This window comes from Streptomyces spinoverrucosus, from assembly GCF_006539505.1.
GTDB lineage: Bacteria > Actinomycetota > Actinomycetes > Streptomycetales > Streptomycetaceae > Streptomyces > Streptomyces spinoverrucosus.
The window spans coordinates 102086-124211 of record NZ_BJND01000016.1 but is presented as its reverse complement, the minus strand read 5'-3'; the positions used below and the strand labels follow the sequence as shown (position 1 = coordinate 124211).

21 protein-coding genes are annotated in these 22126 nt (G+C 71.9%); 7 read left to right on the top strand and 14 right to left on the bottom strand.

The annotated features are described in order from the left end of the window. The first annotated feature begins 125 nt into the window (after positions 1–125). On the top strand, positions 126–1328 hold the full coding sequence (locus tag SSP24_RS10720; protein WP_141309274.1) for an amino acid deaminase/aldolase: 1203 nt from the start codon (positions 126–128) through the stop codon (positions 1326–1328). 4 nt (positions 1329–1332) lie between these two features. Here SSP24_RS10720 and SSP24_RS10715 read toward each other — a convergent pair whose 3' ends face one another. From SSP24_RS10715 to SSP24_RS10700, 4 genes are read right to left on the bottom strand one after another with little or no spacing between them, the layout of a single operon-like run. Next, positions 1333–2232 (bottom strand): DUF2510 domain-containing protein, encoded by a 900-nt coding sequence (locus SSP24_RS10715; protein WP_141309273.1) that lies wholly within the window; start codon positions 2230–2232, stop codon positions 1333–1335. Positions 2233–2273: 41 nt separating this feature from the next. Then, entirely contained in the window at positions 2274–3089 is an 816-nt protein-coding gene (locus SSP24_RS10710) for a 3-oxoacyl-ACP reductase (RefSeq protein WP_229864944.1), read from the bottom strand. Next, positions 3086–4459: an aldehyde dehydrogenase family protein gene (locus tag SSP24_RS10705; RefSeq protein ID WP_174864636.1), complete on the bottom strand. Its 1374-nt coding sequence runs from the start codon at positions 4457–4459 to the stop codon at positions 3086–3088. The genes SSP24_RS10710 and SSP24_RS10705 overlap by 4 nt, the downstream gene beginning before the upstream one ends. 8 nt (positions 4460–4467) lie before the next feature. Beyond that, positions 4468–5826, bottom strand: coding sequence for a glutamine synthetase family protein (locus tag SSP24_RS10700; protein WP_141309271.1), 1359 nt, complete (start codon positions 5824–5826; stop codon positions 4468–4470). A gap of 99 nt (positions 5827–5925) precedes the next feature. Here SSP24_RS10700 and SSP24_RS10695 point away from each other — a divergent pair, with 99 nt between their 5' ends. Further along, on the top strand, positions 5926–6660 hold the full coding sequence (locus SSP24_RS10695; RefSeq protein ID WP_141309270.1) for a FadR/GntR family transcriptional regulator: 735 nt from the start codon (positions 5926–5928) through the stop codon (positions 6658–6660). A 49-nt stretch (positions 6661–6709) separates the two neighbouring features. After that, positions 6710–7393: a gamma-glutamyl-gamma-aminobutyrate hydrolase family protein gene (locus tag SSP24_RS10690; protein ID WP_141309269.1), complete on the top strand. Its 684-nt coding sequence runs from the start codon at positions 6710–6712 to the stop codon at positions 7391–7393. Between the two features lie 94 nt (positions 7394–7487). Here SSP24_RS10690 and SSP24_RS10685 read toward each other — a convergent pair whose 3' ends face one another. Next, positions 7488–8441, bottom strand: coding sequence for a LysR family transcriptional regulator (locus tag SSP24_RS10685; RefSeq protein WP_141309268.1), 954 nt, complete (start codon positions 8439–8441; stop codon positions 7488–7490). Between the two features lie 70 nt (positions 8442–8511). Here SSP24_RS10685 and SSP24_RS10680 point away from each other — a divergent pair, with 70 nt between their 5' ends. Beyond that, the gene (locus tag SSP24_RS10680; RefSeq protein ID WP_141309448.1) at positions 8512–9651 is read left to right on the top strand and encodes a TDT family transporter; all 1140 of its coding nucleotides are present in this window, start codon (positions 8512–8514) and stop codon (positions 9649–9651) included. On the opposite strand, the gene SSP24_RS10675 is transcribed toward SSP24_RS10680, so the two are convergent. The 4 genes from SSP24_RS10675 to SSP24_RS10660 form a co-directional block, all read right to left on the bottom strand. Continuing rightward, positions 9563–10282 carry a helical backbone metal receptor gene (locus tag SSP24_RS10675; protein WP_141309267.1) on the bottom strand — a complete coding sequence of 240 codons (720 nt, stop codon included), beginning with the start codon at positions 10280–10282 and terminating at the stop codon, positions 9563–9565. The genes SSP24_RS10680 and SSP24_RS10675 overlap by 89 nt on opposite strands. Then, positions 10282–10848 (bottom strand): helix-turn-helix domain-containing protein, encoded by a 567-nt coding sequence (locus SSP24_RS10670; protein WP_141309266.1) that lies wholly within the window; start codon positions 10846–10848, stop codon positions 10282–10284. The genes SSP24_RS10675 and SSP24_RS10670 overlap by 1 nt, the downstream gene beginning before the upstream one ends. 577 nt (positions 10849–11425) lie before the next feature. Next, the gene (locus tag SSP24_RS10665; RefSeq protein WP_141309265.1) at positions 11426–13246 is read right to left on the bottom strand and encodes an ABC transporter permease/substrate binding protein; all 1821 of its coding nucleotides are present in this window, start codon (positions 13244–13246) and stop codon (positions 11426–11428) included. Next, a complete protein-coding gene (locus tag SSP24_RS10660; protein ID WP_174864635.1) occupies positions 13239–14315 on the bottom strand; it encodes a quaternary amine ABC transporter ATP-binding protein in 1077 nt (358 codons plus the stop codon). The genes SSP24_RS10665 and SSP24_RS10660 overlap by 8 nt, the downstream gene beginning before the upstream one ends. Before the next feature lie 191 nt (positions 14316–14506). Here SSP24_RS10660 and SSP24_RS10655 point away from each other — a divergent pair, with 191 nt between their 5' ends. The 3 genes from SSP24_RS10655 to SSP24_RS10645 all read left to right on the top strand — a co-directional run bounded on the left by SSP24_RS10655 (position 14507) and on the right by SSP24_RS10645 (position 17397). Continuing rightward, positions 14507–15436, top strand: a complete 930-nt coding sequence (locus SSP24_RS10655; RefSeq protein WP_229864953.1) for a 5'-3' exonuclease — start codon at positions 14507–14509, stop codon at positions 15434–15436. A gap of 128 nt (positions 15437–15564) precedes the next feature. After that, positions 15565–16413 (top strand): siderophore-interacting protein, encoded by an 849-nt coding sequence (locus SSP24_RS10650; protein WP_141309262.1) that lies wholly within the window; start codon positions 15565–15567, stop codon positions 16411–16413. Between the two features lie 36 nt (positions 16414–16449). Beyond that, positions 16450–17397 (top strand): RluA family pseudouridine synthase, encoded by a 948-nt coding sequence (locus SSP24_RS10645; RefSeq protein WP_141309261.1) that lies wholly within the window; start codon positions 16450–16452, stop codon positions 17395–17397. Here SSP24_RS10645 and SSP24_RS10640 read toward each other — a convergent pair. From SSP24_RS10640 to SSP24_RS10620, 5 genes are all read right to left on the bottom strand, one after another. Then, positions 17391–18896: a cytochrome P450 gene (locus tag SSP24_RS10640; RefSeq protein WP_141309260.1), complete on the bottom strand. Its 1506-nt coding sequence runs from the start codon at positions 18894–18896 to the stop codon at positions 17391–17393. The two genes, SSP24_RS10645 and SSP24_RS10640, sit on opposite strands and share 7 nt — an antisense overlap. Before the next feature lie 69 nt (positions 18897–18965). Beyond that, positions 18966–19586, bottom strand: a complete 621-nt coding sequence (locus SSP24_RS10635; protein ID WP_141309259.1) for a GTP-binding protein — start codon at positions 19584–19586, stop codon at positions 18966–18968. Beyond that, positions 19567–20016: a DUF742 domain-containing protein gene (locus SSP24_RS10630; protein ID WP_141309258.1), complete on the bottom strand. Its 450-nt coding sequence runs from the start codon at positions 20014–20016 to the stop codon at positions 19567–19569. Before SSP24_RS10630 ends, SSP24_RS10635 begins: the two co-directional genes overlap by 20 nt. Then, positions 20013–20420 (bottom strand): roadblock/LC7 domain-containing protein, encoded by a 408-nt coding sequence (locus SSP24_RS10625; protein ID WP_141309447.1) that lies wholly within the window; start codon positions 20418–20420, stop codon positions 20013–20015. Before SSP24_RS10625 ends, SSP24_RS10630 begins: the two co-directional genes overlap by 4 nt. Continuing rightward, positions 20417–22018, bottom strand: coding sequence for a sensor histidine kinase (locus SSP24_RS10620; protein ID WP_141309257.1), 1602 nt, complete (start codon positions 22016–22018; stop codon positions 20417–20419). The genes SSP24_RS10625 and SSP24_RS10620 overlap by 4 nt, the downstream gene beginning before the upstream one ends. Positions 22019–22126 lie beyond the last annotated feature (108 nt).

Here is a 22126-nt window from a genome sequence, read left to right as displayed (position 1 = left end):
CCTCCGTGCGTGCGCGTCACTCTACGGGTTGCTCCCGCCGATGCGGGAACCGGTCCCACGAGCCCGGGGCATCTGCCCGGAACATCCCCCTACCCTGCGGTAATCCTGTCTGGCAGGCTTCGTTCATGACTGCGCGCGCCGCCGACCGGGCCCGTTACGACCGGGCCACCGCCCATCTCGACGCCCCACTGGCGATTGTGGACCTGGACGCCTTCGACGCCAACGCGGACGACATGGTCCGCCGCGCGGCCGGGAAGCCGATCCGCGTCGCCAGCAAGTCCGTACGCTGCCGTGCCCTGCTCGAACGCGTCCTGGCCAGGGACGGCTTCGCGGGGATCATGTCGTTCACGCTCGCCGAGTCCCTGTGGCTGGCCCGCTCCGGTTTTGAGGACGTCCTCCTCGCCTATCCGTCGGCCGACCGCGCCGGTTTCGCCGAACTCACCTCGGATCCCAAGCTCGCCGCCGCCGTCACGGTGATGGTCGACGACCCCGCCCAGCTGGTCTTCATCGACGAGGCGCGGGACGGCGGCCGTGAAGTGGTACGGGTCTGCCTGGAGTTGGACACGTCCCTGAAGCTGCTCGGCGGGCGGATGCGCGTCGGGGCCCGCCGTTCGCCGCTGCACTCCCCCGCCGACGTCGCCGACATGGCCCGGGCGGTGGTCCGGCGGCCGGGGTTCGAGGTCGTGGGGATCATGGCGTACGAGGGGCACATCGCCGGTGTCGGGGACGCGATCGCGGGGCGTCCGATGCGCTCGCGGGCGGTGCGGCTGATGCAGGCGGCCGCCCGGCGGGAGCTGGCGGAGCGGCGCGCGGCCGTGGTGCGTGCGGTGCGGGCCGTGGCGCCGGGGCTTCGGTTCGTCAACGGCGGCGGTACGGGCAGTGTGCAGCACACCGCCGCCGAGGACGCGGTCACGGAGATCGGCGCCGGGTCGGGGCTGTATGTGCCGCGGCTGTTCGACAACTACACGTCGTTCAGGGGCCGTCCGGCGGCACTCTTCGCCCTGCCGGTGGTACGCAGGCCCGGCGTGGGGGTGGTGACCGTGCTCGGCGGCGGCTATCCGGCGTCCGGCGCGGCCGGGACGGACCGGCTGCCCGAGCCGTATCTGCCGGAAGGGCTGCGGTACGACCCCCAGGAGGGCGCCGGTGAGGTGCAGACGCCGCTGCTGGGCTCGCCGGCCGACGACCTGCTGATCGGCGACAAGGTCTGGTTCCGGCACGCCAAGGCGGGTGAGCTGTGCGAGCGGTTCGACGCGCTGCATCTGGTCGAGGGCGACCGGGTGACGGCGACCGTGCCGACGTATCGCGGCGAGGGCCGTACGTTCCTCTGAGGCGTCAGCCGGTCGGGCCGATACTGGCGCCCACCCCGCCGCCGGTGTCGGCGTCGCCGACCGGCCGGATGCCGTCGGTGATCCGGTCCATGTCGGCGAGCGGCGGCCCGTCCGGACCGGCGTCGAACACATAGCGCACGATGACCGGTGCCTCCGTACCCACGCTGGAGTGGAAGGCGAGGGACTGCACATAACCGCCGGGCCCCTCGGCGGTGTTGACCCGCCAGCGCACGAAGTACCCGGCGCGGCCCGCCACCGCGACCGGCCCGGACTCGACGACCTGGTGCGACTCGATGCCGCCGTAGGGGCGCCGGCCGACGAAGTCACGGTCGTAGGCCTCGTCGGCCGCGTCCGCGATGTCCGCCTTGGCCAGCGCCTCGGGGGACGTCTCGTCGGTGTCGGCGGCCGTGCGGGAGATGACGAGGCCGTGCCGGCAGATTCCGCCCCCCGGGCAGTTGTACGTCCCGTCGGTGGTCATCATGACGTTGTCCACGATGACGTTCACCGGCCGGACCCAGCCGTCGAGCAACGGCAGGGTGATGCCGTTGAGTTCGTCGACGACGACGGTCGGGTCGTCGGGCGAGGGTTCCGGGGAGGTGGTGGGCGCCGCTGTGGGCGTGGGGCTCGGCGAGGCGGTGTTCGCCTGCGCGCCGCCGCCGTTGCCGTCGCCGGTGGTGAGGACGACCGCGCCCGTGACGAGCGCGGCCACCAGGAGCGCCCCGGCGGCGGTGAGGGCCACGAGCCTCGCCCGCGGGGACGATGCGGCAGCGCCGCCGGGCGGGGGCGGCGGGCCGGGGGGCTCGGGCGGGCGCCGGTGCTCGGTCCAGGCCGTGCCGTCCCACCAGCGCTCGACGTGCGGGGCCGAGGGATCGCGGTACCAGCCGGGCGGGGGTGTCGTACTCACCCCCGCACTGTAGGCCGAGTTCTCCAGCGTCCTACAGGGTTCTACAGCGGCGTGACGTACGCCCCTGAGATGCCCCCGTCCACCAGGAAGTCGGTGGCGTTGACGAAGGAGGAGTCGTCACTGGCCAGGAACGCGACGGCGGCGGCGATCTCCTCCGCCTCGGCGAACCGGCCGAGCGGGATGTGGACGAGACGGCGTGCGGCGCGCTCGGGGTCCTTGGCGAACAGCTCCTGCAGGAGCGGGGTGTTGACCGGGCCGGGGCATAGGGCGTTGACGCGGATGCCCTCGCGGGCGAACTGCACGCCGAGTTCACGGGACATGGCGAGGACGCCGCCCTTGGACGCGGTGTACGAGATCTGTGAGGTGGCCGCGCCCATCCGGGCCACGAAGGACGCCGTGTTGATGATCGAGCCCTTGCCCTGGCGGCGCATGTAGGGGATCGCGGCCTTGCAGCACAGGTAGACGGAGGTGAGGTTGACCTCCTGGACGCGCTTCCAGGCCTCCAGGCCGGTCTCCAGGATGGAGTCGTCGTCGGGCGGGGAGATCCCGGCGTTGTTGAAGGCGATGTCCACGCTGCCGTACGTCTCGTACGCCGTCCGGAACAGCGCCTCGACCTGCTCCGGGTCGGTGACGTCGACGTTCACGAAGATCCCGCCGACCTCCTCGGCGGCCGCCTTGCCGCGCGCCTCGTCGACGTCACCGCAGACGACGTGCGCACCCTCGGAGGCGAGCCGGCGGGCGGAGGCGAGGCCGATGCCGCTGCCGGCTCCGGTGACGACGGCGGTACGGCCGACCAGGCGGCGGCAGACGGATTCCTGGGCGGCTGCCACGGATTCCTGGGCGCTTGCTTCGGTCACTGTGCGGGGCCTTCCGTGCTGATGAAGACGTTCTTGGTCTCGGTGAACGCGGCGAGCGCGTCCGGGCCCAGCTCACGGCCGATGCCGGACTGCTTGAAGCCGCCGAACGGGGTCCAGTAGCGCACGCTGGAGTGGGAGTTGACGGACAGGTTGCCCGCCCGGACGGCCTGCGAGACGCGCAGCGCGCGGCCGACGTCCCGGGTCCAGATGGAGCCGGAGAGGCCGTAGTCGGTGGCGTTGGCGAGGCGGATCGCGTCGGCCTCGTCGTCGAAGGGCAGGACGACGGCGACGGGGCCGAAGACCTCCTCGACGGCCACGCGCGCCACCGGGCTGACACCGGTGAGGACGGTGGGCGGGAACCAGAAGCCGGGGCCCTCGGGGGCCTTGCCGCGGATGCCGGGGGCGTCCTGGTCGACGTACGAACGGACCCTGTCCAGCTGGGACTTGGAGATCAGCGGGCCCATGTCGGTGGTCTCGTCCGACGGGTCGCCGACGCGCACCGCCTCGATCGCCGGGCTCAGCAGCTCCAGGAAGCGGTCGTACGCCGTCCGCTGGACGAGGATGCGGGTGCGGGCGCAGCAGTCCTGGCCCGAGTTGTCGAGGAAGGACATGGGTGCGGCGGCCGCGGCGGCTTCGAGGTCGGCGTCGGCGAAGACGATGTTGGGGCTCTTGCCGCCGAGTTCGAGGGTGACGCGCTTGAGGAGCTCCGAGCCTTTCGCCAACACCCGTTTGCCCACGGCCGTTGACCCGGTGAAGACGATCTTCGCGACGCCCGGGTGCTCGACGAGCGCGTTGCCCGCGACGGGACCGTGGCCGGGGAGCACCTGGAACAGGCCTTCGGGAAGCCCTGCCTCCAGGGCGAGTTCGGCGAGGCGGAGTGCCGTCAGCGGGGTCGTCTCGGCGGGCTTGAGGATCACCGCGTTGCCCGCCGCGAGCGCCGGGGCCATGCCCCACGCCGCGATCGGCATCGGGAAGTTCCAGGGCGCGATGACGCCGACCACGCCGAGCGGTTCGAGGATCGTGACGTCGAGGCCGCCGGGGACCGGGATCTGGCGGCCGGTCAGCCGCTCCACTCCCCCGGCCGCGTAGTCGAGCAGGTCGCGGACGTTGCCCGCCTCCCAGCGGGCGTTGCCGACCGTGTGCCCGGCCTCGCGGACCTCCAACTGCGCGAGCTCTTCGAGGTGTTCGTCGACGGTGACCGCGAAGCGGCGCAGCAGCCGGGCGCGGTCGGCGGGGGCGAGGGCGGCCCAGCCGGCCTGCGCGCGAGTGGCCCGTACGACCGCCGCGTCCACATCCTCGACCGTCGCACCGGGGACGGTCGCGACGACCTCCTCCGTGGCCGGATTCAGTACCTGGAGTTCGTACGACAAGAAGGGCCTCACATACGTTCGAAGGAGCGGCGCAGCTCCCAGTCGGTCACCGCGGCGTCGAAGGCCTCCAGCTCGACGCGCGCCATGTTGCGGTAGTGGGCGACGACCTCGTCACCGAAGGCGGCCTCGGCGATCGGGCTGTTCTCCCAGAGTTCGGCGGCCTCGCGCAGCGTGGTGGGCACGTGCGTGAAGTCGGCGGTGTAGGCGTTGCCGGGGCACGGCTCGGGCAGCTGAAGCTTCTGCTCGATCCCGTACAGGCCCGCCGCCACCATCCCCGCCACCGCGAGGTGCGGGTTGACGTCACCGCCGGGCACCCGGTTCTCGAACCGCAGGGAGCGGCCGTGGCCGACGACCCGCAGCGCGCAGGTGCGGTTGTCGTGGCCCCAGGCGACGGCGGTCGGCGCGAAGGACCCCGGCTGGAAGCGCTTGTACGAGTTGATGTGCGGCGCGTACAGCAGCGAGAAGTCCCGCAGTGCCGCGAGCTGCCCGGCGAGGAAGTGCCGCATGACCTCGGACATGCCGTCGTCGCCGGGCATCACGCTGCGCCCCGTGTCGTCGGCCAGCGACAGATGGATGTGGCAGGAGTTGCCCTCGCGCTCGTTGTACTTGGCCATGAAGGTGACCGACATGCCCTCCTGGGCGGCGATTTCCTTGGCGCCGGTCTTGTAGATCGCGTGCTGGTCGCAGGTGACCAGGGCCTCGGCGTAGCGGAAGGCGATCTCGTGCTGGCCGGGGTTGCACTCGCCCTTGGCGGACTCGACGGTCATGCCGGCGCCGGCCATCTCGTTGCGGATGCGGCGCAGCAGGGGCTCGATGCGGCCGGTGCCGAGGACCGAGTAGTCGATGTTGTACTGGTTGGCCGGGGTGAGGCCCCGGTAGCCGGCGTCCCAGGCCTGCTCGTAGGTGTCCTTGAAGACGATGAACTCCAGCTCCGTGCCGACCTGCGCGGTGAGGCCGAGCTCGGCGAGGCGCTGAAGCTGGCGGCGCAGGATCTGCCGGGGCGCGGCCACGACCGGTGAGCCGTCGGCCCAGGCGAGGTCGGCGACGACCATGGCCGTGCCCTCGTTCCACGGGACGCGGCGCAGGGTGCTCAGGTCGGGGTGCATGGCGAAGTCGCCGTAACCACGGTCCCAGGAGGACATCTCGTAGCCGTCGACGGTGTTCATCTCGGTGTCGACGGCGAGGAGGTAGTTGCAGCCCTCCGTGCCGTGCTCCAGCACCTCGTCGAGGAAGAAGCGCGCGGCGAACCGCTTGCCCTGCAACCGCCCCTGCATGTCCGGGAAGGCCAGGACGACGGTGTCGATCTCACCGCCCGCGACGAGGGCGTGCAGCTCCTCGACGCTGAGCGGGGGTGTGCGGTCTGCCACGGGAAGGGCCTCCTTCGGGCTTCTGCGCGCTGTATCGGCCGGGCCGAGAGTCATAAGGTATTGCTGAGAACCATTGCTTGGGAAGGGGGGCACGGCCATATGTCGGTGGATCCGGTGGGCGAGGCGGGCGACCCGCTGACGCCGGTACTGCGGCCGGTCCGCGCCGGCAACGGCTTCGAGGAGGCGCTGGAGCAGATCCTCCAGGTGCTGCGGCTCGGCCTGGTGCCCGGCGGTGAACGGCTGCCCGCCGAACGGGAGCTGGCGGAGCGGCTCGGGATCAGCCGGGTGACGCTGCGCGAGGTGCTGAAGGTGCTCCAGGACCAGGGGCTGGTTCAGGCGCGGCGCGGGCGGTACGGCGGAACGTTCGTGCTGCCCCGCACCGACGGCGGCGGCCAGGACGAGCTGCGCCGCCGGGTCGCCGGGGTCGACATCGAGGACGTGCTGCGCTTCCGTGAGGTGCTGGAGGTGGGCGCGGCCGGGCTGTGCGCGGCGCACGGGCTCACCGACGAGCAGGCGGAGCGGCTGCGCGCCGCGCTGGCCCGCACCCATGACGCGCCCCTCGCCGACTACCGGCGCCTGGACACGCTGCTCCATCTCACGCTCGCCGAGCTGTGCGGCTCGCCGACGCTGACCGCGCAGTACGCGGCGGTACGGGCCACGGTGAACGACCTGCTGGACTGCATCCCGCTGCTGGTACGCAACCTGGAGCACTCCCAGCGCCAGCACACGGCGCTGGTGGAGGCGGTGCTCGACGGGGACGCGGACGGGGCGCGGGAGATCATGCGGGAGCACTGCGCGGGGACGGCGGCGTTGTTGCGGGGATTCCTGACGTGAGAACCTGGTAAAGGTTCGCCTGCGATCCATTGGCGGTATGGGAGGGCCCATGACGGACAGGCCATTGATCGGCGTCAGTACGTATCTGGAGGCCGGGGCGCGCTGGGGCGTGTGGGAGCTGGACGCGGCTCTGCTGCCGGCCGGGTATCCGCGGCTGGTGCAGCGGGCCGGCGGCTTGGCGGCCATGCTGCCGCCGGATGCGCCCGAGCGGGCGGCGGCGGCCGTGGCCCGGCTGGACGGGCTGGTGATCGCGGGCGGGCCCGACGTCGATCCGGCTCGCTACGGCGCCGCGCGCGACGCCCGTACGGGGCCGGCGGCGCGGGAGCGGGACGCCTGGGAGCTTGCGCTGATCGAGGCCGCGTTGGGGGCGGGGGTGCCGTTGCTGGGTATCTGCCGGGGGATGCAGTTGCTGAACGTCGCCCTGGGCGGGACGCTCGTACAGCATCTCGACGGGCATGCGGAGGTGGTCGGGGTCTTCGGGCGTCATGCCGTCAAGCCGGTGCCGGGGACGTTGTACGCCGGTGTTGTGCCGGAGGAGACCTCTGTTCCGACGTATCACCATCAGTCCGTGGATCGCCTCGGTGCGGGGCTGGTGGCTTCGGCGTATGCGGTGGATGGGACCGTGGAGGCTGTTGAACTGCCCGGGGAGCATTGGGTGTTGGGGGTGCAGTGGCATCCGGAGATGGGGGAGGATGTGCGGGTGATGCGGGCGTTGGTGGAGGCGGCCGGGTAGTTGGGTGCGCCTCATAGCTCGATCGCTTGTGCCGGACGGCGGGTGCGGCTTTTATGTGGCTGGTCGCGCAGTTCCCCGCGCCCCTTAAGGGCGTTCATCTTCCCTTGGGTGATTTGCGGGTCAGCCCTAGCAACTCCCGTGCCGGGCCCGCCGGGCGGTGGCCCGTGCGCCATACCGCGCGTAGGTCGCGTCGTAGGCGTACGCCGTCCACGGGGACGCTCACCAGGCGGCGGGTGGCCAGTTCCTCGCCGACCGCCAGTTCGCTGAGTACCGCCGGTCCCGCTCCCCCGACCGCCGATGCCTTCACGGCCGTTGTCGAGGACAGCTCGATCAGGGGGCGGGCCAGGCCGCCGAGGGCCGCGTCCAGGACCTGGCGGGTGCCCGAGCCCTTCTCGCGCAGCACCAGCGGGGTCGCCGCCAGTTCGGCCGCCGGCAGCGGGCGGCGTCGGCGGGCCCAGGGGTGACCGGGTGCCGTCACGACGACGAGGTGGTCGTGGGCAACGACCACCGAGTCCAGTCCCGTCGGGACCGTCAGCCCCTCCACGAAGCCCAGGTCGGCCTCGTCGGACAGCAGCCGCTCGGCGACGGCCGCCGAGTTGCCCGCGAGCAGCGACACCGCCGTGTCGGGGCGCCCCGCGCGCAGCGCCAGCAGCCAGCCCGGCAGCAGATACTCGGCGATGGTCATGCTCGCCGCGACCCGCAGCCGCGAGTCCCGCCGGTCCCGCAGCGCCTGCGCCCCGGCGTCGAAGGCCTCCGCCGCCTCCACGACCCGCCGCGCCCAGTCCGTCACCAGCACACCGGCGTCGGTGAGCCGGGAGCCGCGCAGCGAGCGGTCCACCAGCGCCACCCCCAACTGCCGTTCCATGGAACGGATCCGGCTGCTCGCCGCCGGCTGGGTGATGCCGACCTCCCGGGCCGCCGCGCCGAGGCTGCCCAGCCGCGCCACCGCCAGCAGCAGCTCCAGCGCCCCGAGATCCGGCACCCGGTGCGCCAGCGAACCCGCGCCCGGGGACGTCCGCCCGTTCTCCTGTCCCTCCGACCTGCTCATAACTCCACCTTATGCCCCCATAGAGACGTGGTCCCTGGTGGCAACCCCCAACCGGCGGGACCGTGAGCGCATGGTCACCGCCGCCCACCCCATGTCACGCCCCACCCCGCGTGTCCCCGCCGTCCGTCACCTCGGACCGAACTGGTACGCCGCCGTCATGGGCACCGCCATCGTCGCCTCGGCCGGTGCCGCGCTTCCTGTGCACCTCCCGGGACTGCGCGCCGCCTGCACGGCCGTCTGGGCCCTCTCCCTGGCCCTCCTGGCGGCGCTGCTCGCCGCCCGCGCCCTGCACTGGATCCACCACCGCGACCAGGCGCGCGCCCACCTCCTGGACCCGGCGACGGCTCCCTTCTACGGCTGCCTGGCCATGGCCCTGCTGGCCGTCGGCGGCGGCACGATCACCGTCGGGCGGGACTGGATCGGCACCGAGGCGGCGGTGGCGCTCGACGCCGTGCTGTTCACGGCCGGGACGGTCCTCGGGCTGGCGGCCGCCGTCGCCGTCCCGTACCTGATGGCCGTACACCACCGGCCGGATCCACGGCAGGCCACTCCTGTCTGGCTGCTGCCGCTGGTCGCGCCCATGGTGTCCGCGGCCCTCGGGCCGCTGCTCGTGCCGTATCTGCCGCCCGGGCAGGCCCGGGAGACTTTGCTGCTGGCCTGCGTGGCGCTGTTCGGGCTGAGTCTGCTCGCCACCCTGATCACGCTGCCGGTGATCTTCGCCCGGCTGCTCACCGCCGGGCCGCTGCCGCTCGCCCTTACACCGACGTTGTTCCTGGTGCTGGGCCCGCTGGGGCAGTCCACGACGGCCGTCGGCAATGTGGCGGACGCGGCGCCCTACGGCGAGAGCGTCCTCGTCGTGGTGTACGGGGTGCCGGTGATGGGCTTCGCGCTGTTGTGGTGCGCGCTGGCGACGGCGCTGGTGGTGCGGGCCCGGCGACAGGGCATGGGGTTCGCGATGACGTGGTGGGCGTTCACCTTTCCCGTCGGCACCTGCGTGACCGGCGCGGAAGCGCTGGGGCGGCACACCGGGCTCGCAGTCTTCGACGGGCTCGCCATCGGCCTGTACGGCGTCCTGGTCGCCGCCTGGGCCGTCGTCGCCGTACGGACGGCGCGCGGTCTGCTCAGCGGAGCACTGCTCTCAGGGCCTCGGCCAGCACCCGTGGCGCCTCGGCCAGTGACGGCCCGTACCACGTCAGGTGCCGCCCGCTGACCAGCGCGCAGGGCAGGCCCTCGAAGGACTCCGGGCCGTCGTCGGCGGTGAAACGGTAGGGCTCGTCCGGCAGCACGACCACGTCGGGGGCCGCGGCGCGCAGCTCGTCGAGCGGGATGCGCGGGTAGCGGTCGGTGTGGCCCGCGTAGCGGTGGTCGACGCCGAGGCGGGCCAGGACGTCGCCCGCGAAGGTGGCGCGGCCCAGCACCATCCAGGGCCGCCGCCAGATCGGCACGACGGCCGTTCTGCGCGGTTCCAGGACGGGTGGCCGCGCCCAGGCCTGCTCCGCGTCCCGCAGCCACGCCGGGCGCGGCTCGGCCCCGCAGGCGTCCAGCACCCGCGCCAGCTCCCGGAAGGCCTGCGGCACGTCCCGCACCTCGGTCACCAGGACCTCCACGCCGGCCGTGCGCAGGGCGTCGAGGTCGGGGGCGCGGTTCTCCTCCTCGTTGGCGATGACCAGGTCGGGGGCGAGCGCGAGGACGCGGTCGACCTTGGGGTTCTTGGTGCCACCGACGCGGGTGACGTCGAGGTCCGCCGGATGGGTGCACCAGTCCGTGGCGCCGACCAGGAGTCCGGGGGCGGACACCGCGACGGCCTCCGTCAGCGACGGCACCAGTGAGACGACCCGCACTATCGGGGCCTGTCGTGGACGGCCTCGATGTGCTCCGCCACGGCGACCACGAGGACCCGCGTGTCCGGCTCGGCGGCCCGCCAGCGGTGCCGGACGCCGCCCGTGAGGTACATGGTGTCGCCGCGGCCCAGGCGATAGACGCGGCCCTCCGCCTCGACCTCCACGGCGCCGTCCGCGACGTACATCAACTGGTCGTTGCGGTACTGGAACTCACGGCCCGCGTCATGGTCGCCGGTGAACTCCGAGGCGTGCATCTGGTGGTGACCGCGCACCAGGGGCCGCACCTGCGGTTCCGGCGTCGGCTCGATGCTCTCGCAGCGCACCACGTCGACGCTGCACGCCGGGTCGGCGGCGGCTAGGAGTTCGACGGCGGTGGTGCGCAGGGCGTCGGCGACCTTCTCCAGGGAGGTCTGGCTGGGCCGTGCGCGGTCGTTCTCGACCTGGCTGAGGAAGGGGACCGACAGGCCGCTGCGCTCGGCCACGACGGCGAGGGTGAGCTCCAGGGCACGACGACGCCGCCGCACGGCCGCGCCCACCCGAAGGGGCTGCTCTTTGTGGTCGCCCATCGCTCCGGCTCCCTCCTTCGCTCGTCGGCCGGTCCGCGTACGCCGCTGTCCGGGCGCACTCCTTTCTGATGAGTTCTCTGCACCCTACGCATGTTCGGCAAACCGTTTCATGCGCCCGTCACATCGCCGTCACCCAGCGTGGCCCGCGACCTCACAGTTCGCGCCACTGGATCAGCTTCCCTGCGGTACCGGCCGCGGACTCCTCCTTCGGGGCGAACGGGCTGACCAGCGGGCCGGAACCGTCCTCGGCCGCAGGGTCGCGCGGGTACGCCCGCGACCCTGACCGTCGATCAGTACGAGCCTGACGCTGTTCGGTTCAATGCGCGAGCGGACCCGGATGTTCCCGCCGTGGGCCTGAGGCGACCAGGCGGTCGGGCGCCGCGCAAGTCGGGGTGCGCGCCGCGCAGTTGACGGCCGGGTTCAGGTGGAGGCGTAGCGCTGCGTGGTTGTCCGGATCCTTTTCGTACGGACGGTGCACCTCGGGTGGCCGCAATGCCACGAGGGGTGGGCCCGGCCGCACACGCGCGTGCGTGTACGTCGCTGCCCACCCCTCGCACCGGCGACCGGGCCCGTCAGGTCACCCGGCCGCCTGGCTCTGCCCCTCGCCCACCGGGGCCCACTCGTCGACCAGGCCGGGGTTCTGCTTGAGCCAGGTGCGCACGGCGTCCTGCTCCTTGCCCTTGCCGGACTTCTGGATCTGCGCCTCCAGACCGGTCAGCTGCGCCTCCGTCATGGAGAAGTTCCGCAGCCACTCACCCACCTCGGGGTTGTCCTCGGCGAAGCCCTTGCGGGCGAGCGTGTGCACGCCGTCGCCCTTGCCCCAGGCGCCCTTGGGGTCCTTGAGCTTCTTCAGGTCGTACTCGCTGTACGCCCAGTGCGGCGACCAGAGCGTGACGACGATCGGCTGCTTCTTGGCGTACGCCCGCTTCAGCTCGGCGAGCATCGCGGGCGTGGAGCCGTCCACGACGTCGTAGGAGTTCTCCAGCCCGTACTCCTTGAGCACCTTGTCCTTGAGCAGGCCCATCATTCCGGCGCTCGGCTCGATCCCGACGATCTTGCCGTCGAGGTCGGAGGCGTGGTTCTTCAGGTCCTCCAGGGAGTTCACGTCCTTCATGTACGACGGGACGGTCAGCTCCAGGGAGGTGGGGCCGTACCACGAGCCGAGGTCGTCGAGCTGCTTGCCGTACTTCTTCCAGTACTCGGCGTGCGTGGTCGGCAGCCAGGAGTCGGTCTGGAAGTCGATCTGGCCGGTGGCGAGGCCGGTGTAGAGCGGGCCGGCGGCGTACTGCGTGGTGGTGACGTCGAAGCCGCGCTGCTCCAGGATCTCCTTCCACAGGTACGTGGAGGCGATGCCCTCGTCCCAGGGAATGTAGCCGAGCTTGATCTCCTTGCCCTTGCCGACGTCCGTGGCGGAGGCCTCGGCGGTGCCGGTGGAGGTGCCGAAGACGCCCATGCCGCCGGCGACCAGGGCGAGGACGACCGCGCCGACGACCGCGACGGCCGGGCGGGGGCGGTGGTTCCACGCCCGGCGGTCGCCCGCGGCGCGGGCCCGGGCGGCGGCGCGGCGGCCGAGGGGGGAGATCTGCTCGCCGAGCGCGCCGGTGATCCGGTCCAGGTAGATGGCGAGGACGACGATGCCGAGGCCCGCCTCGAAGCCGAGGCCGATGTCGAGCTGGCCGATCGCCTCGTTGACGGCGCCGCCGAGACCGCCGGTGCCGACCATGCCGGCGATGACGACCATCGACAGGCCGAGCATGATGACCTGGTTGACGCCCGCCATGATGGTCGGCAGGGCGAGCGGCAGCTGCACGCGCAACAGGGTGTCGCGGGGCGTGGTGCCGAACGCCTCGGCGGCCTCGACGAGTTCGGCGTCGACCTGACGGATGCCCAGCTCGGTCATCCGGACGCCGGGCGCGAGCGCGAAGATCAGGGTGGCGATGACACCGGCCGGCACGCCCATGCCGAAGAACAGGATCGCCGGGATCAGCAGGACCATCGACGGCATGGTCTGGAGCAGGTCCAGCACGGGCCGGACGACCGCGCTGACGGTCTTGGAGCGGGCCGCCCAGATGCCCAGCGGGACGGAGATCACCAAGGCGATCACGGTCGCGACGATCACCAGGGACAGGGTCGACATGGCCCGGTCCCACAGGTCGAGCGAGTCGATGAGGGCGAAGCCGGCGAAGGCGAGGACGCCGCCCAGCAGGCCGCGCAGCCACCAGGCGAGCACCGCGAGGATGCCGGCCAGGAGCAGCGGCTCGGGGGCGGTGAGGACGTCGTTGATGCCGTTGTACATGCCCTCGACGACGGCCTTGACCGCGTCGAAGAGCCAGGAGAGGTGGTTGACGAGCCAGTCGACGCCGGAGTCGACCCAGTCGCCGAGATGAAGCCTAGGCATGGGTGGTCGCCTTCCCGTCCGGGTTGTCGCAGGGCGCGGGGTCGGCCGTCTCGTCGCCGAGGAAGCCGACCAGCCGCTGCCGCGGTATGACGCCGATGACCCGGTTCGCCCGGTCCACGACCGAGACGCGGTGCGACAGGCGGGCGCTGATCGCGCACAGTTCCACGAACGGCGTCTCGCTGGTCGCGGTCTCGCAGGCGCAGAGGGGGGCGTCGGCCGTGACCGACGTGTCCATGAGCGCGCCCGCGGTCAGCACGCGGGAGCGGTCGACGTCCTGGATGAAGGAGGCCACGTAGTCGGTGGCGGGGCGCAGCAGGATGTCCTCGGCGCTGCCGGTCTGCACGATCCGGCCGTCGCGCATGACGGCGATCCGGTCGCCGAGGCGCATGGCCTCGTTCAGGTCGTGGGTGATGAAGACGATGGTCTTCTTCAGTGTGCGCTGAAGCTGAAGCAGCTGGTCCTGCATGTCGCGGCGGATCAGCGGGTCCAGCGCGCTGAAGGACTCGTCCATCAGCAGCAGGTCGGCGTCGGTGGCGAGCGCACGGGCCAGGCCGACGCGCTGCTGCATGCCGCCGGACAGTTCGTCGGGCCAGGACTTCGCCCAGCCGTCCAGTCCGCACAGGGCCAGCGCCTCGCCGGCGCGGCGTTCGCGCTCGGCGCGGGGCACGCCCTGCACGGCCAGGCCGTAGGCGGCGTTCTCCAGCACGCTGCGGTGCGGGAACAGCGCGAAGTGCTGGAAGACCATGCTGATCTTCTTGGCGCGGACCTCTCGCAGCTCGCGGTCGGAGAGCGCGGTCAGGTCCTGGCCGTCGAAACTGACCGTTCCGGCGGTGGGCTCCAGCAGCCCGTTGAGCATGCGCAGCAGTGTGGACTTGCCGGAACCCGACAGGCCCATGACGACGAAGATCTCGCCCGGTTCCACGGTGAAGGAGGCGTCGATCACGGCGGCGGTCGTGCCGTCGGCCCGCAACTCCTCCCGGTCGGCTCCGGCGCGGAGCCTGTCCACTGCCTCGTCCGGTCGTCTGCCGAACACCTTGTAGAGATGCTGGGCCTCAAGCCTGGCTGACACGCGTACCTCTCGTCTCGACGGCAAGGAAGGAGACGAAGGGCCGCAAACAGTTGAATTTGCAACCGGCATCGCTCCGAGGCGGCGCCTGCCCAGACGCGTTCAGGGCAAACGCGACGTGATCCGCTTCACAGCACGTTCACGACTGCCACGCCCCGTCCGTGACCGGGTGACTGTCGGTGGGGTACGGCATGATGCGGGACGTGACCGGACGACTGATGCTCCTCGACACCGCCTCGCTCTACTTCCGCGCCTACTTCGGCGTCCCGGACTCCGTGAGGGCGCCGGACGGCACGCCGGTGAACGCCGTGCGCGGACTGCTCGACTTCATCGACCGGCTGGTCAGGGACCACCACCCCGAGCACCTGGTGGCATGCATGGACGCCGACTGGCGCCCGAAGTGGCGGGTCGAGCTGATCCCGTCGTACAAGGCGCACCGGGTCGCCGAGGAGCACGAGCTCGGGCCGGACGTGGAGGAGGTGCCGGACACGCTGTCACCGCAGGTGCCGGTCATCGAGGCGGTCCTCGACGCGCTGGGCATCGCACGCGTGGGGGTCGAGGGGTACGAGGCGGACGACGTGATCGGCACGTTCACCGCGCGGGCCACGGGCCCGGTCGACATCGTGACCGGCGACCGGGACCTGTACCAACTGGTGGACGACGCACGCGGCGTGCGGGTGCTGTACCCGCTGAAGGGCGTGGGCACCCTGCAACTCACGGACGAGGCGTGGCTGCGCGAGAAGTACGGCGTCGACGGCGGTGGGTACGCGGATCTGGCCCTGCTGCGCGGCGACCCCAGCGACGGTCTGCCGGGCGTGCCGGGCATCGGCGAGAAGACGGCCGCGAAGCTGCTCGCCGAGTTCGGCGACCTGGCCGGGATCCTGGCCGCGGTCGACGACCGCACGTCGAAGCTGACGCCGGCCCAGCGCAAGCGGCTGGACGAGGCGCGGCCCTACCTGGCGGTGGCGCCGACGGTCGTGCGGGTGGCGTCCGATGTGCCGCTGCCGGACGTCGACACGGTCCTGCCGCGCACGCCGCGCGACCCGGCGGCCCTGGAGGCGCTGTCGGGGCGCTGGGGGCTCGGCGGCGCGCTGCAGCGGCTGCGCACCACTCTCGAATCGTGACAAAAACGGGCGATGCGGACTCATACACTTGAACACCGAAGAGACCCACTTGAGCAGCTGAGCGGCATCGGCGGGACGGAAGTGCTAGCTTAGGTAAGCCTAAGTTATTCGGGATCAGGGAGGCCGTCATGGCAGAACGTCCGGCCCGCCAGCCGCGCAGGGCTCACTCCGCCCAGGTCGTCCGCACCGAGCGGCTGACCCCCCACATGCAGCGCGTGGTGCTCGGCGGCGACGGCCTCGCCGAGTTCGCGGCGGGTACGTGCACCGACCACTATGTGAAGCTGCTGTTCCCCCCGGCCGAGGGCGTGACCTATCCGGAGCCCTTCGACCTGCAGCGGATCCGCGAGGAGCTCCCCCGCGAGCAGTGGCCGGTCACCCGGACCTACACCGTGCGCGCCTGGGACCCCGAACTGCGCGAGCTGACGCTGGACTTCGTCCTCCACGGCGACGAGGGCCTGGCCGGCCCCTGGGCGATGCGCGCCCGGCCCGGCGACACCCTGCGCTTCATGGGCCCCGGCGGCGCCTACGCCCCCGACGCGAGCGCCGACTGGCATCTGCTCGCCGGTGACGAGAGCGCGCTGCCCGCGATCGCGGCCGCCCTGGAGTCACTCCCCGACGGCGCCGAGGTCCGGGCCTTCGTGGAGATCGCCGGGCCCCAGGAAGAGCAGAAGATCGACTCCGACGCGGAGGTCGTCTGGCTGCACCGCGGCGACCGTCCCATCGGTGAGGCGCTGGTCGAGGCGGTCCGGGCGCTGGAGTTCCCCGAGGGCCGGGTGCACGCGTTCGTGCACGGCGAGGCGGCGTTCGTGAAGGAGCTGCGCGGGCTGCTGCGCATGGAGCGCCAGATCCCCCGCGAGGACCTGTCCATCTCCGGCTACTGGCGCCTCGGCCACAACGAGGACGGCTGGCAGGCCGCCAAGCGGGAGTGGAACGCCCGGATCGAGGCGGAGCAGGAGACCGGGGCGACGGCCGCGTAGGCGTACGCGGGTCGTTCACCGAGATCGTTCGGCGTGATGAGACGCAAGACCCGGATTCCACCCTCCCCGCTGCCGCAGCGCGACGGCGTGGACCCGGTGCGGGTGCGGCTGCCCTTCGAGGGGGCATGGGCGACCGTGCGGGAGCACCTGGTGCAGCGGCTGACGGGGGCCGGCGCCGGGGTCGTCGACGGAATGTTCGAGGCGGGGCTGATCGTCGGGGCCGACGGGACGGCGGTCGCGCCGGACGCGGCGTATGTGCCGGGGATGTTCGTGTGGTTCCACCGGGAGCTGCCCGACGAGGTGCCCGTGCCGTTCCCGCTGCGGGTCGTGCACCGCGACGAGCACATCGTCGTCGTCGACAAGCCGCACTTCCTCGCCACCACTCCGCGCGGCGGCCATGTCGCCGAGACCGCGCTTGCCCGGCTCCGCCGCGAGCTGGGGATCCCGACGCTGACCGCCGCGCACCGGCTGGACCGGCTCACCGCCGGGCTGGTGCTGTTCACGGTGCGGCCCGAGGAGCGGGGCACGTACCAGACGCTGTTCCGGGACCGGCGGGTGCGCAAGGTGTACGAGGCGGTGGCGCCGTACGACCCGACGCTGGCCCTGCCCCGGACCGTGCGCAGCCGGATCGTGAAGGAGCGCGGCACACTGACCGCCCGCGAGGTCGAGGGCGAGCCGAACGCGGTGAGCCGCATCGAGCTGATCGAGCACCGCGCGGCTCTGGCCCGGTACCGGCTGGTGCCCGGCACCGGGCAGACGCATCAGCTGCGCGTGCACATGAACGCGCTGGGCGTGCCGATCCTCGGCGATCCGCTGTATCCGGTGGTGACCGACCCCGTGCCGGCCGGTGACTTCCGGCGCCCGCTGCAACTGCTGGCGCGGGAGCTGGAGTTCACCGATCCGGTCACGGGGCGGGCGCATGTCTTCCGCAGCGGGCGGACGCTGACGGCCTGGTCCGGGGACCCGGAGTGGGCCGGTCAGTAACCCCGCCACCAGCGCAGGAACCGCTTCCAGACGCCCAGCCTGCGGGTGATGGCCGGTTCCGCGGCGGGCGCGGGCTGCTGGGGCGCCGCGGTGGCGGTGGCCGCCTGCTCCGGGGAGGCCTCGGGCAGGGGCGCCGACTCGGGTGCCGGGGTGCTGACCTGCCAGGTGCTGCGCTGGCGGGGCACCGTCTGCAGGCCGGGCTTCTCCATCACGTCCTGCGGCGGCTTGGGATCGAACCGCACCGGCAGTTCGACCAGGTGGCGTGAGGAGATCGACTCGGACCAGTTCAGGTCCTCCTCGTCGCAGTCGAGTTCGACGTCCGGCAGCCGCATCAGCAGCGCGTCCACACCGATGTCCGCGATGGCACGGCCGATGTCCTGACCGGGGCACTCGTGCGGGCCGCCACCGAAGGCGAGGTGGGAGCGGTTGCCCTGCATGTTGGCGGTCAGGTCGGGCCGTACCCGCGGATCGACGTTGCCCGGCGCGGGGGCGAACAGCAGCCCGTCGCCCTTGTGGATCCGCTGGCCGCCCAGCTCCGTCTCCTGCTTGGCGAAGTAGGCGAAGACCGCGCTGAACGGCGGCTCGTCCCACAGGGACTGCTCGACCGCCTCGGGCACGGTCATCTGGCCGCCGTTGAGCTGGGCACGGAAGCGCGGGTCGGTGAGCACGGTGCGCAGCACGTTGGCGAGGAGGTTGGCGGTGGCCTCGTAGGCGGCGATGAGCACCACCCGCAGGTGTTCGCGGACCTCGTCGTCGGTGAGGCCGGCCGGGTGGGTGACGAGGTGGCTGGTGAAGTCCTCCTCGGGATGGGCACGGCGCTTGGCGGCGAGCCGTCCGAGGGCGTCCACGATGTACTGGTTGCTGGCGATCGCGGTCTCGGTGCCCTTGAGCATGTCGCGGGCGGCGTGCACGATCCGGTCGCCGTACTCGTCGGGCATGCCGAGGATCTCGCACATCACGGCCATCGGCAGGTGGTCGGCGTACTGGCTGACGAGGTCGGCCTCACCCGCCTCGCAGAACCGGTTGACCAGGATCTGGGTGTAGCGGGTGATGTGCCGGCGCAGGCCGCGGAAGTCGATGGTGGTCAGGGCGCCGGTGACCGCGCCGCGCAGCCTGAGGTGCTCGTCGCCCTCGGCGTGCGAGCAGATGGGCTGCCAGGCGATGTGCGGCATGAGGGGGTGGTCGGGTTTGACCATGCCCTCCAGCAGGGGCCGCCAGATCCGGCTGTCGCGGGTGAACTGCGAGGGCGAGCGGACCATGTGCAGGTTCTCGGCGTGGCCGAGGACCACCCACATCGGTACGTCGTCGTGGAGCAGCACGGGCGCCACGGCCCCGTGCTCGGTGCGGAGTTTCTCGTACAGGGCGCCCAGGTCCTGTGCCTCGGGGCCGTAGAGCCGGTGCAGTCCGCCGGGGCCGAGGTTGTTGTGGGCGGGGCAGCCGGGGGGCGGGCTGACGGAGAGGTCGTCCGTGCCGGTCGCGGAGTGGGATTCAGGCGTCACAGCGAGTCGCTTTCGGAAACTGTGGGGGAACCGTTGTCTGGGGAGTGGGGCTGCGGCGGTGCGGCCGGGTCAGGTGAGCTGGCCCGTCATGGCGAGGGAGTGCAGGAAACGCATCAGCGTCATCAGGACCTCCTTGCTGGAGGCGCGGCGGCGGGCGTCGCACTCCAGGATCGGGATCTCCTCGGACAGGTCGAGCGCCGTGCGCAGCTCCGGGATCGGGTAACGAGGGCCGTCCGGAAAGGTGTTGACGGCGACCACGAAGGGCACGCCGCACTCCTCCAGCCGGCCCATGACGTCGAAGCTGACCTCCAGCCGCCGGGTGTCGACCAGGACCACCGCGCCCAGCGCGCCCTCGAACAGCCCGTTCCACAGGAACCAGAAGCGTTCCTGGCCGGGCGTGCCGAAGAGGTACAGCACGAGCTGGTCGGTGATGCTGATGCGGCCGAAGTCCATGGCCACGGTGGTGGCCGTCTTGGAGTCGGAGCCGTAGTCGTCGTCGACACCGACGCCGGCCTGCGTCATGGTCTCCTCGGTGGTCAGCGGTTTGATCTCGCTGACCGAGCCGACCATGGTGGTCTTGCCGACCCCGAAGCCGCCCACGATGACGATCTTCACCGCGGCCTGTGCCGTGTGCGGCAGATGGTCCTCGGTGCGTGGGCCCGGGACGGTGTCAGAGCTTTTGAAGTCCATGCATCACCGCTTCGAGGATGGAACGGTCAGGGAGCGCCTGGCGGACGACTGGGGCGCGTGCCTGCACGAGTTCGGCCGTCAGCATCTCGGTGAGCAGGACAGTGATCACGCTGAACGGCAGACTGAGGTAGGCCGACAACTCGGCCACGGACAGCGGGGCGGCGCACAGCCGGAGCACCGCCGCCTGTTCCGGACTGGTGGACGGCTTCGGCTCGGCGCGCGCCACGATTAACGTGACCAGGTCGAGTTCCGCGCGATCGCCGTCCACCTCACCGATCACGAACAGGCGCTCGGGGTTGGAGGGTTTGCCGTCCTTGCCCTGCGTGCCGTCCGTGGCGTCGTTGCCCGCGCCGCCCTCCTGGGGGGCCGGCTGCGGCTGGGGGGAGGGCTCCTCCCTGGGGGAGCGCCGCTTGCGTTGCGGAGGAGTCATACGGCCTTCCCGTTGCGCCTCGGCGGACTGGTCAGGTGGGGACCGATCCGGTCGACGAGGTCGCGCATCTGGGCGCTCATCAGGCCCGGTTCGGCGACGATGTTGGACAGCACCGCGAGGTAGGCGTTGGGCCCGGCGGCCATCAGGTAGAAGTAGCCGCCGTTGACCTCGATGAGGATCATGCGCATCTGACCGTCGCTGGTCGGGATCTCGTCGGCCACGGCGCTCGCCAGGCTCTGCAGTCCGGCGCAGGCCGCGGCGACCCGGTCGGCGGTGTCCGGGTCGCCGCCGTGGCGGGCGATGCGCAGTCCGTCGGCGGAGAGCACCACGATCATCTGGATGCCGGGTACGCCCTTGGCGAGGTCCTGGAGCATCCAGTCGAAGTTCGCTCGGTACGCCATCAGTTGGGGTCCCTCTCGTCGTCGGCCTGGGCACGGGCCGGCTCGTTGGTCGGCTGGGTGGACGAGGTCGGCTTCGGTCGTTTGAGCCCCTCCATGAAGGCCTCGACCCACATTCCGGGCGGGGGCTGGTCCTTGTTCTCGGGCTTGGGTTCGGGGGCGCCCCAGACGGACCGGGGTTCGCGCCCTTCGCGTTCGGCGGCTTCCTTTTCGGCGCGTTCGGCGGCGTACTGCTCGCGGATCCGCTGGCTGAGCGGGGTCTTCACCCGGCTGCGGCGCTGCGGCAGGCCGTTGGCGGTCCACTCGGTGACGACCGGGACGTCGTCCTCCATGGAGACCGTGGCCGGGACCTTCGGGCTGGTCGGGCGGCGCCGCTTCGGGGGCCGCTTGGGGCCCTCCAGCGCGTCGGGCGAGACGGTGGGCACGGAGGTGGCGCCGATGCCGTGGGCGAGTCCGACGCCGGGCTCGTCGGTCAGCATGTTGCTCGGCACGATGACCACGGCCCGGACCCCGCCGTACGCCGAGGAGCGCAGCGCGACCTGCATGTTGTACGCCCGGCACAGGCGGCCCACGACGGCGAGGCCGAGGCGCGGGGCGTCACCGAGGTCCTGGAGGTCGACGCCGGCCTTGGCGCGCTCCAGCATGCCCTCGATCCGGGCGCGGGCCTCCTCGCTGAAGCTGACGCCGGCGTCCTCGATCTCGATGGCGACGCCGGTCTGCACCTGGACCGCGGTCACGTGCACCTTGGTGCTCGGCGGCGAGTAGCGGGTGGCGTTGTCGAAGAGCTCGGCGCAGGCGTGGATGACCGGCTCGACGTAGATGCCCTTGACGCTGATGCGGGCGATGTTGTCCAGCTTGATGCGCCGGTATTCCAGGATCCGCGACATGGCGCCGCGCAGCGTGCTGTACAGGGACACCGGCAGGGGCCACTGGCGGCCGGGGCGGCCGCCGCCGAGGACGGAGATGGAGTCGGCGAGGCGGCCGATCAGCGCGTTGCCGTGGTCGATGCGCAGCAGGTCGTCGAAGACCTCGGGGTTGCGGCCGTGGTCCTCCTCCATCTCCCGCAGCTCGTTGGCCTGTTGGTGGACGATCGCCTGGACGCGCCGGGCGATGGTGACGAAGGAACGGGCCGCGGAGTCGCGCAGGGTTTCCTCGTGGTCCACGATGCGCATCAGCTTCTTCAGCAGCTGGCGCTGTGGGTCGGGCATGTCCCGGAAGGCGGGATCGACCAGGCTCAGCTGACGGATCACCTCGACGGCGGTCACACCGCCGGCCATCCGTCGCAGCGCGGTGGGCACGATCTCCTCGCCGAAGCGGACCCAGTCCTCGTGGTGGTCGGCGATACGCCGCTCCAGATACGCGCTGTGACGGGCGTGCTCGGCCTGCGCGTCCCGCAGCGCACGGCCGCGGCGTACCGCCTCGGCCGCGGTGGCGATCACCAGCAGCGTGGCGACGGCGCCGCAGAGGCCGACCGCGACCCGGGCCGAGGGCGTCACCAGGGCGACGGCCGCTCCGGTAGCCGCGGCCATCAGTATCGCGGGGAGCAACAGCACGCGCGCGTAGGGAAGTTCACGGCGTGCGGGTGGGGATTGAACACTCACCATGTGGGCCCTCTGCGTCATGGGACTGTTGGGATCATCAGGATTTTTGGGAACAGGCGCACGAATACACCGCAACTCGGTGCGCTGCGGGCGAGCTTAGTCCGACCGGAT

Bases quoted from the DNA above. Each gene is read 5' to 3' on its own strand.
- SSP24_RS10720 (WP_141309274.1), top strand. From the start codon at position 126: ATGACTGCGCGCGCCGCCGACCGGGCCCGTTACGACCGGGCCACCGCC.
- SSP24_RS10695 (WP_141309270.1), top strand. From the start codon at position 5,926: ATGTCGGTGGATCCGGTGGGCGAGGCGGGCGACCCGCTGACGCCGGTA.
- SSP24_RS10690 (WP_141309269.1), top strand. From the start codon at position 6,710: ATGACGGACAGGCCATTGATCGGCGTCAGTACGTATCTGGAGGCCGGG.
- SSP24_RS10685 (WP_141309268.1), bottom strand. From the start codon at position 8,441: ATGAGCAGGTCGGAGGGACAGGAGAACGGGCGGACGTCCCCGGGCGCG.
- SSP24_RS10680 (WP_141309448.1), top strand. From the start codon at position 8,512: ATGGTCACCGCCGCCCACCCCATGTCACGCCCCACCCCGCGTGTCCCC.
- SSP24_RS10670 (WP_141309266.1), bottom strand. From the start codon at position 10,848: ATGGGCGACCACAAAGAGCAGCCCCTTCGGGTGGGCGCGGCCGTGCGG.
- SSP24_RS10665 (WP_141309265.1), bottom strand. From the start codon at position 13,246: ATGCCTAGGCTTCATCTCGGCGACTGGGTCGACTCCGGCGTCGACTGG.
- SSP24_RS10655 (WP_229864953.1), top strand. From the start codon at position 14,507: ATGCGGGACGTGACCGGACGACTGATGCTCCTCGACACCGCCTCGCTC.
- SSP24_RS10650 (WP_141309262.1), top strand. From the start codon at position 15,565: ATGGCAGAACGTCCGGCCCGCCAGCCGCGCAGGGCTCACTCCGCCCAG.
- SSP24_RS10645 (WP_141309261.1), top strand. From the start codon at position 16,450: ATGAGACGCAAGACCCGGATTCCACCCTCCCCGCTGCCGCAGCGCGAC.
- SSP24_RS10635 (WP_141309259.1), bottom strand. From the start codon at position 19,586: ATGGACTTCAAAAGCTCTGACACCGTCCCGGGCCCACGCACCGAGGAC.
- SSP24_RS10630 (WP_141309258.1), bottom strand. From the start codon at position 20,016: ATGACTCCTCCGCAACGCAAGCGGCGCTCCCCCAGGGAGGAGCCCTCC.
- SSP24_RS10620 (WP_141309257.1), bottom strand. From the start codon at position 22,018: ATGGTGAGTGTTCAATCCCCACCCGCACGCCGTGAACTTCCCTACGCG.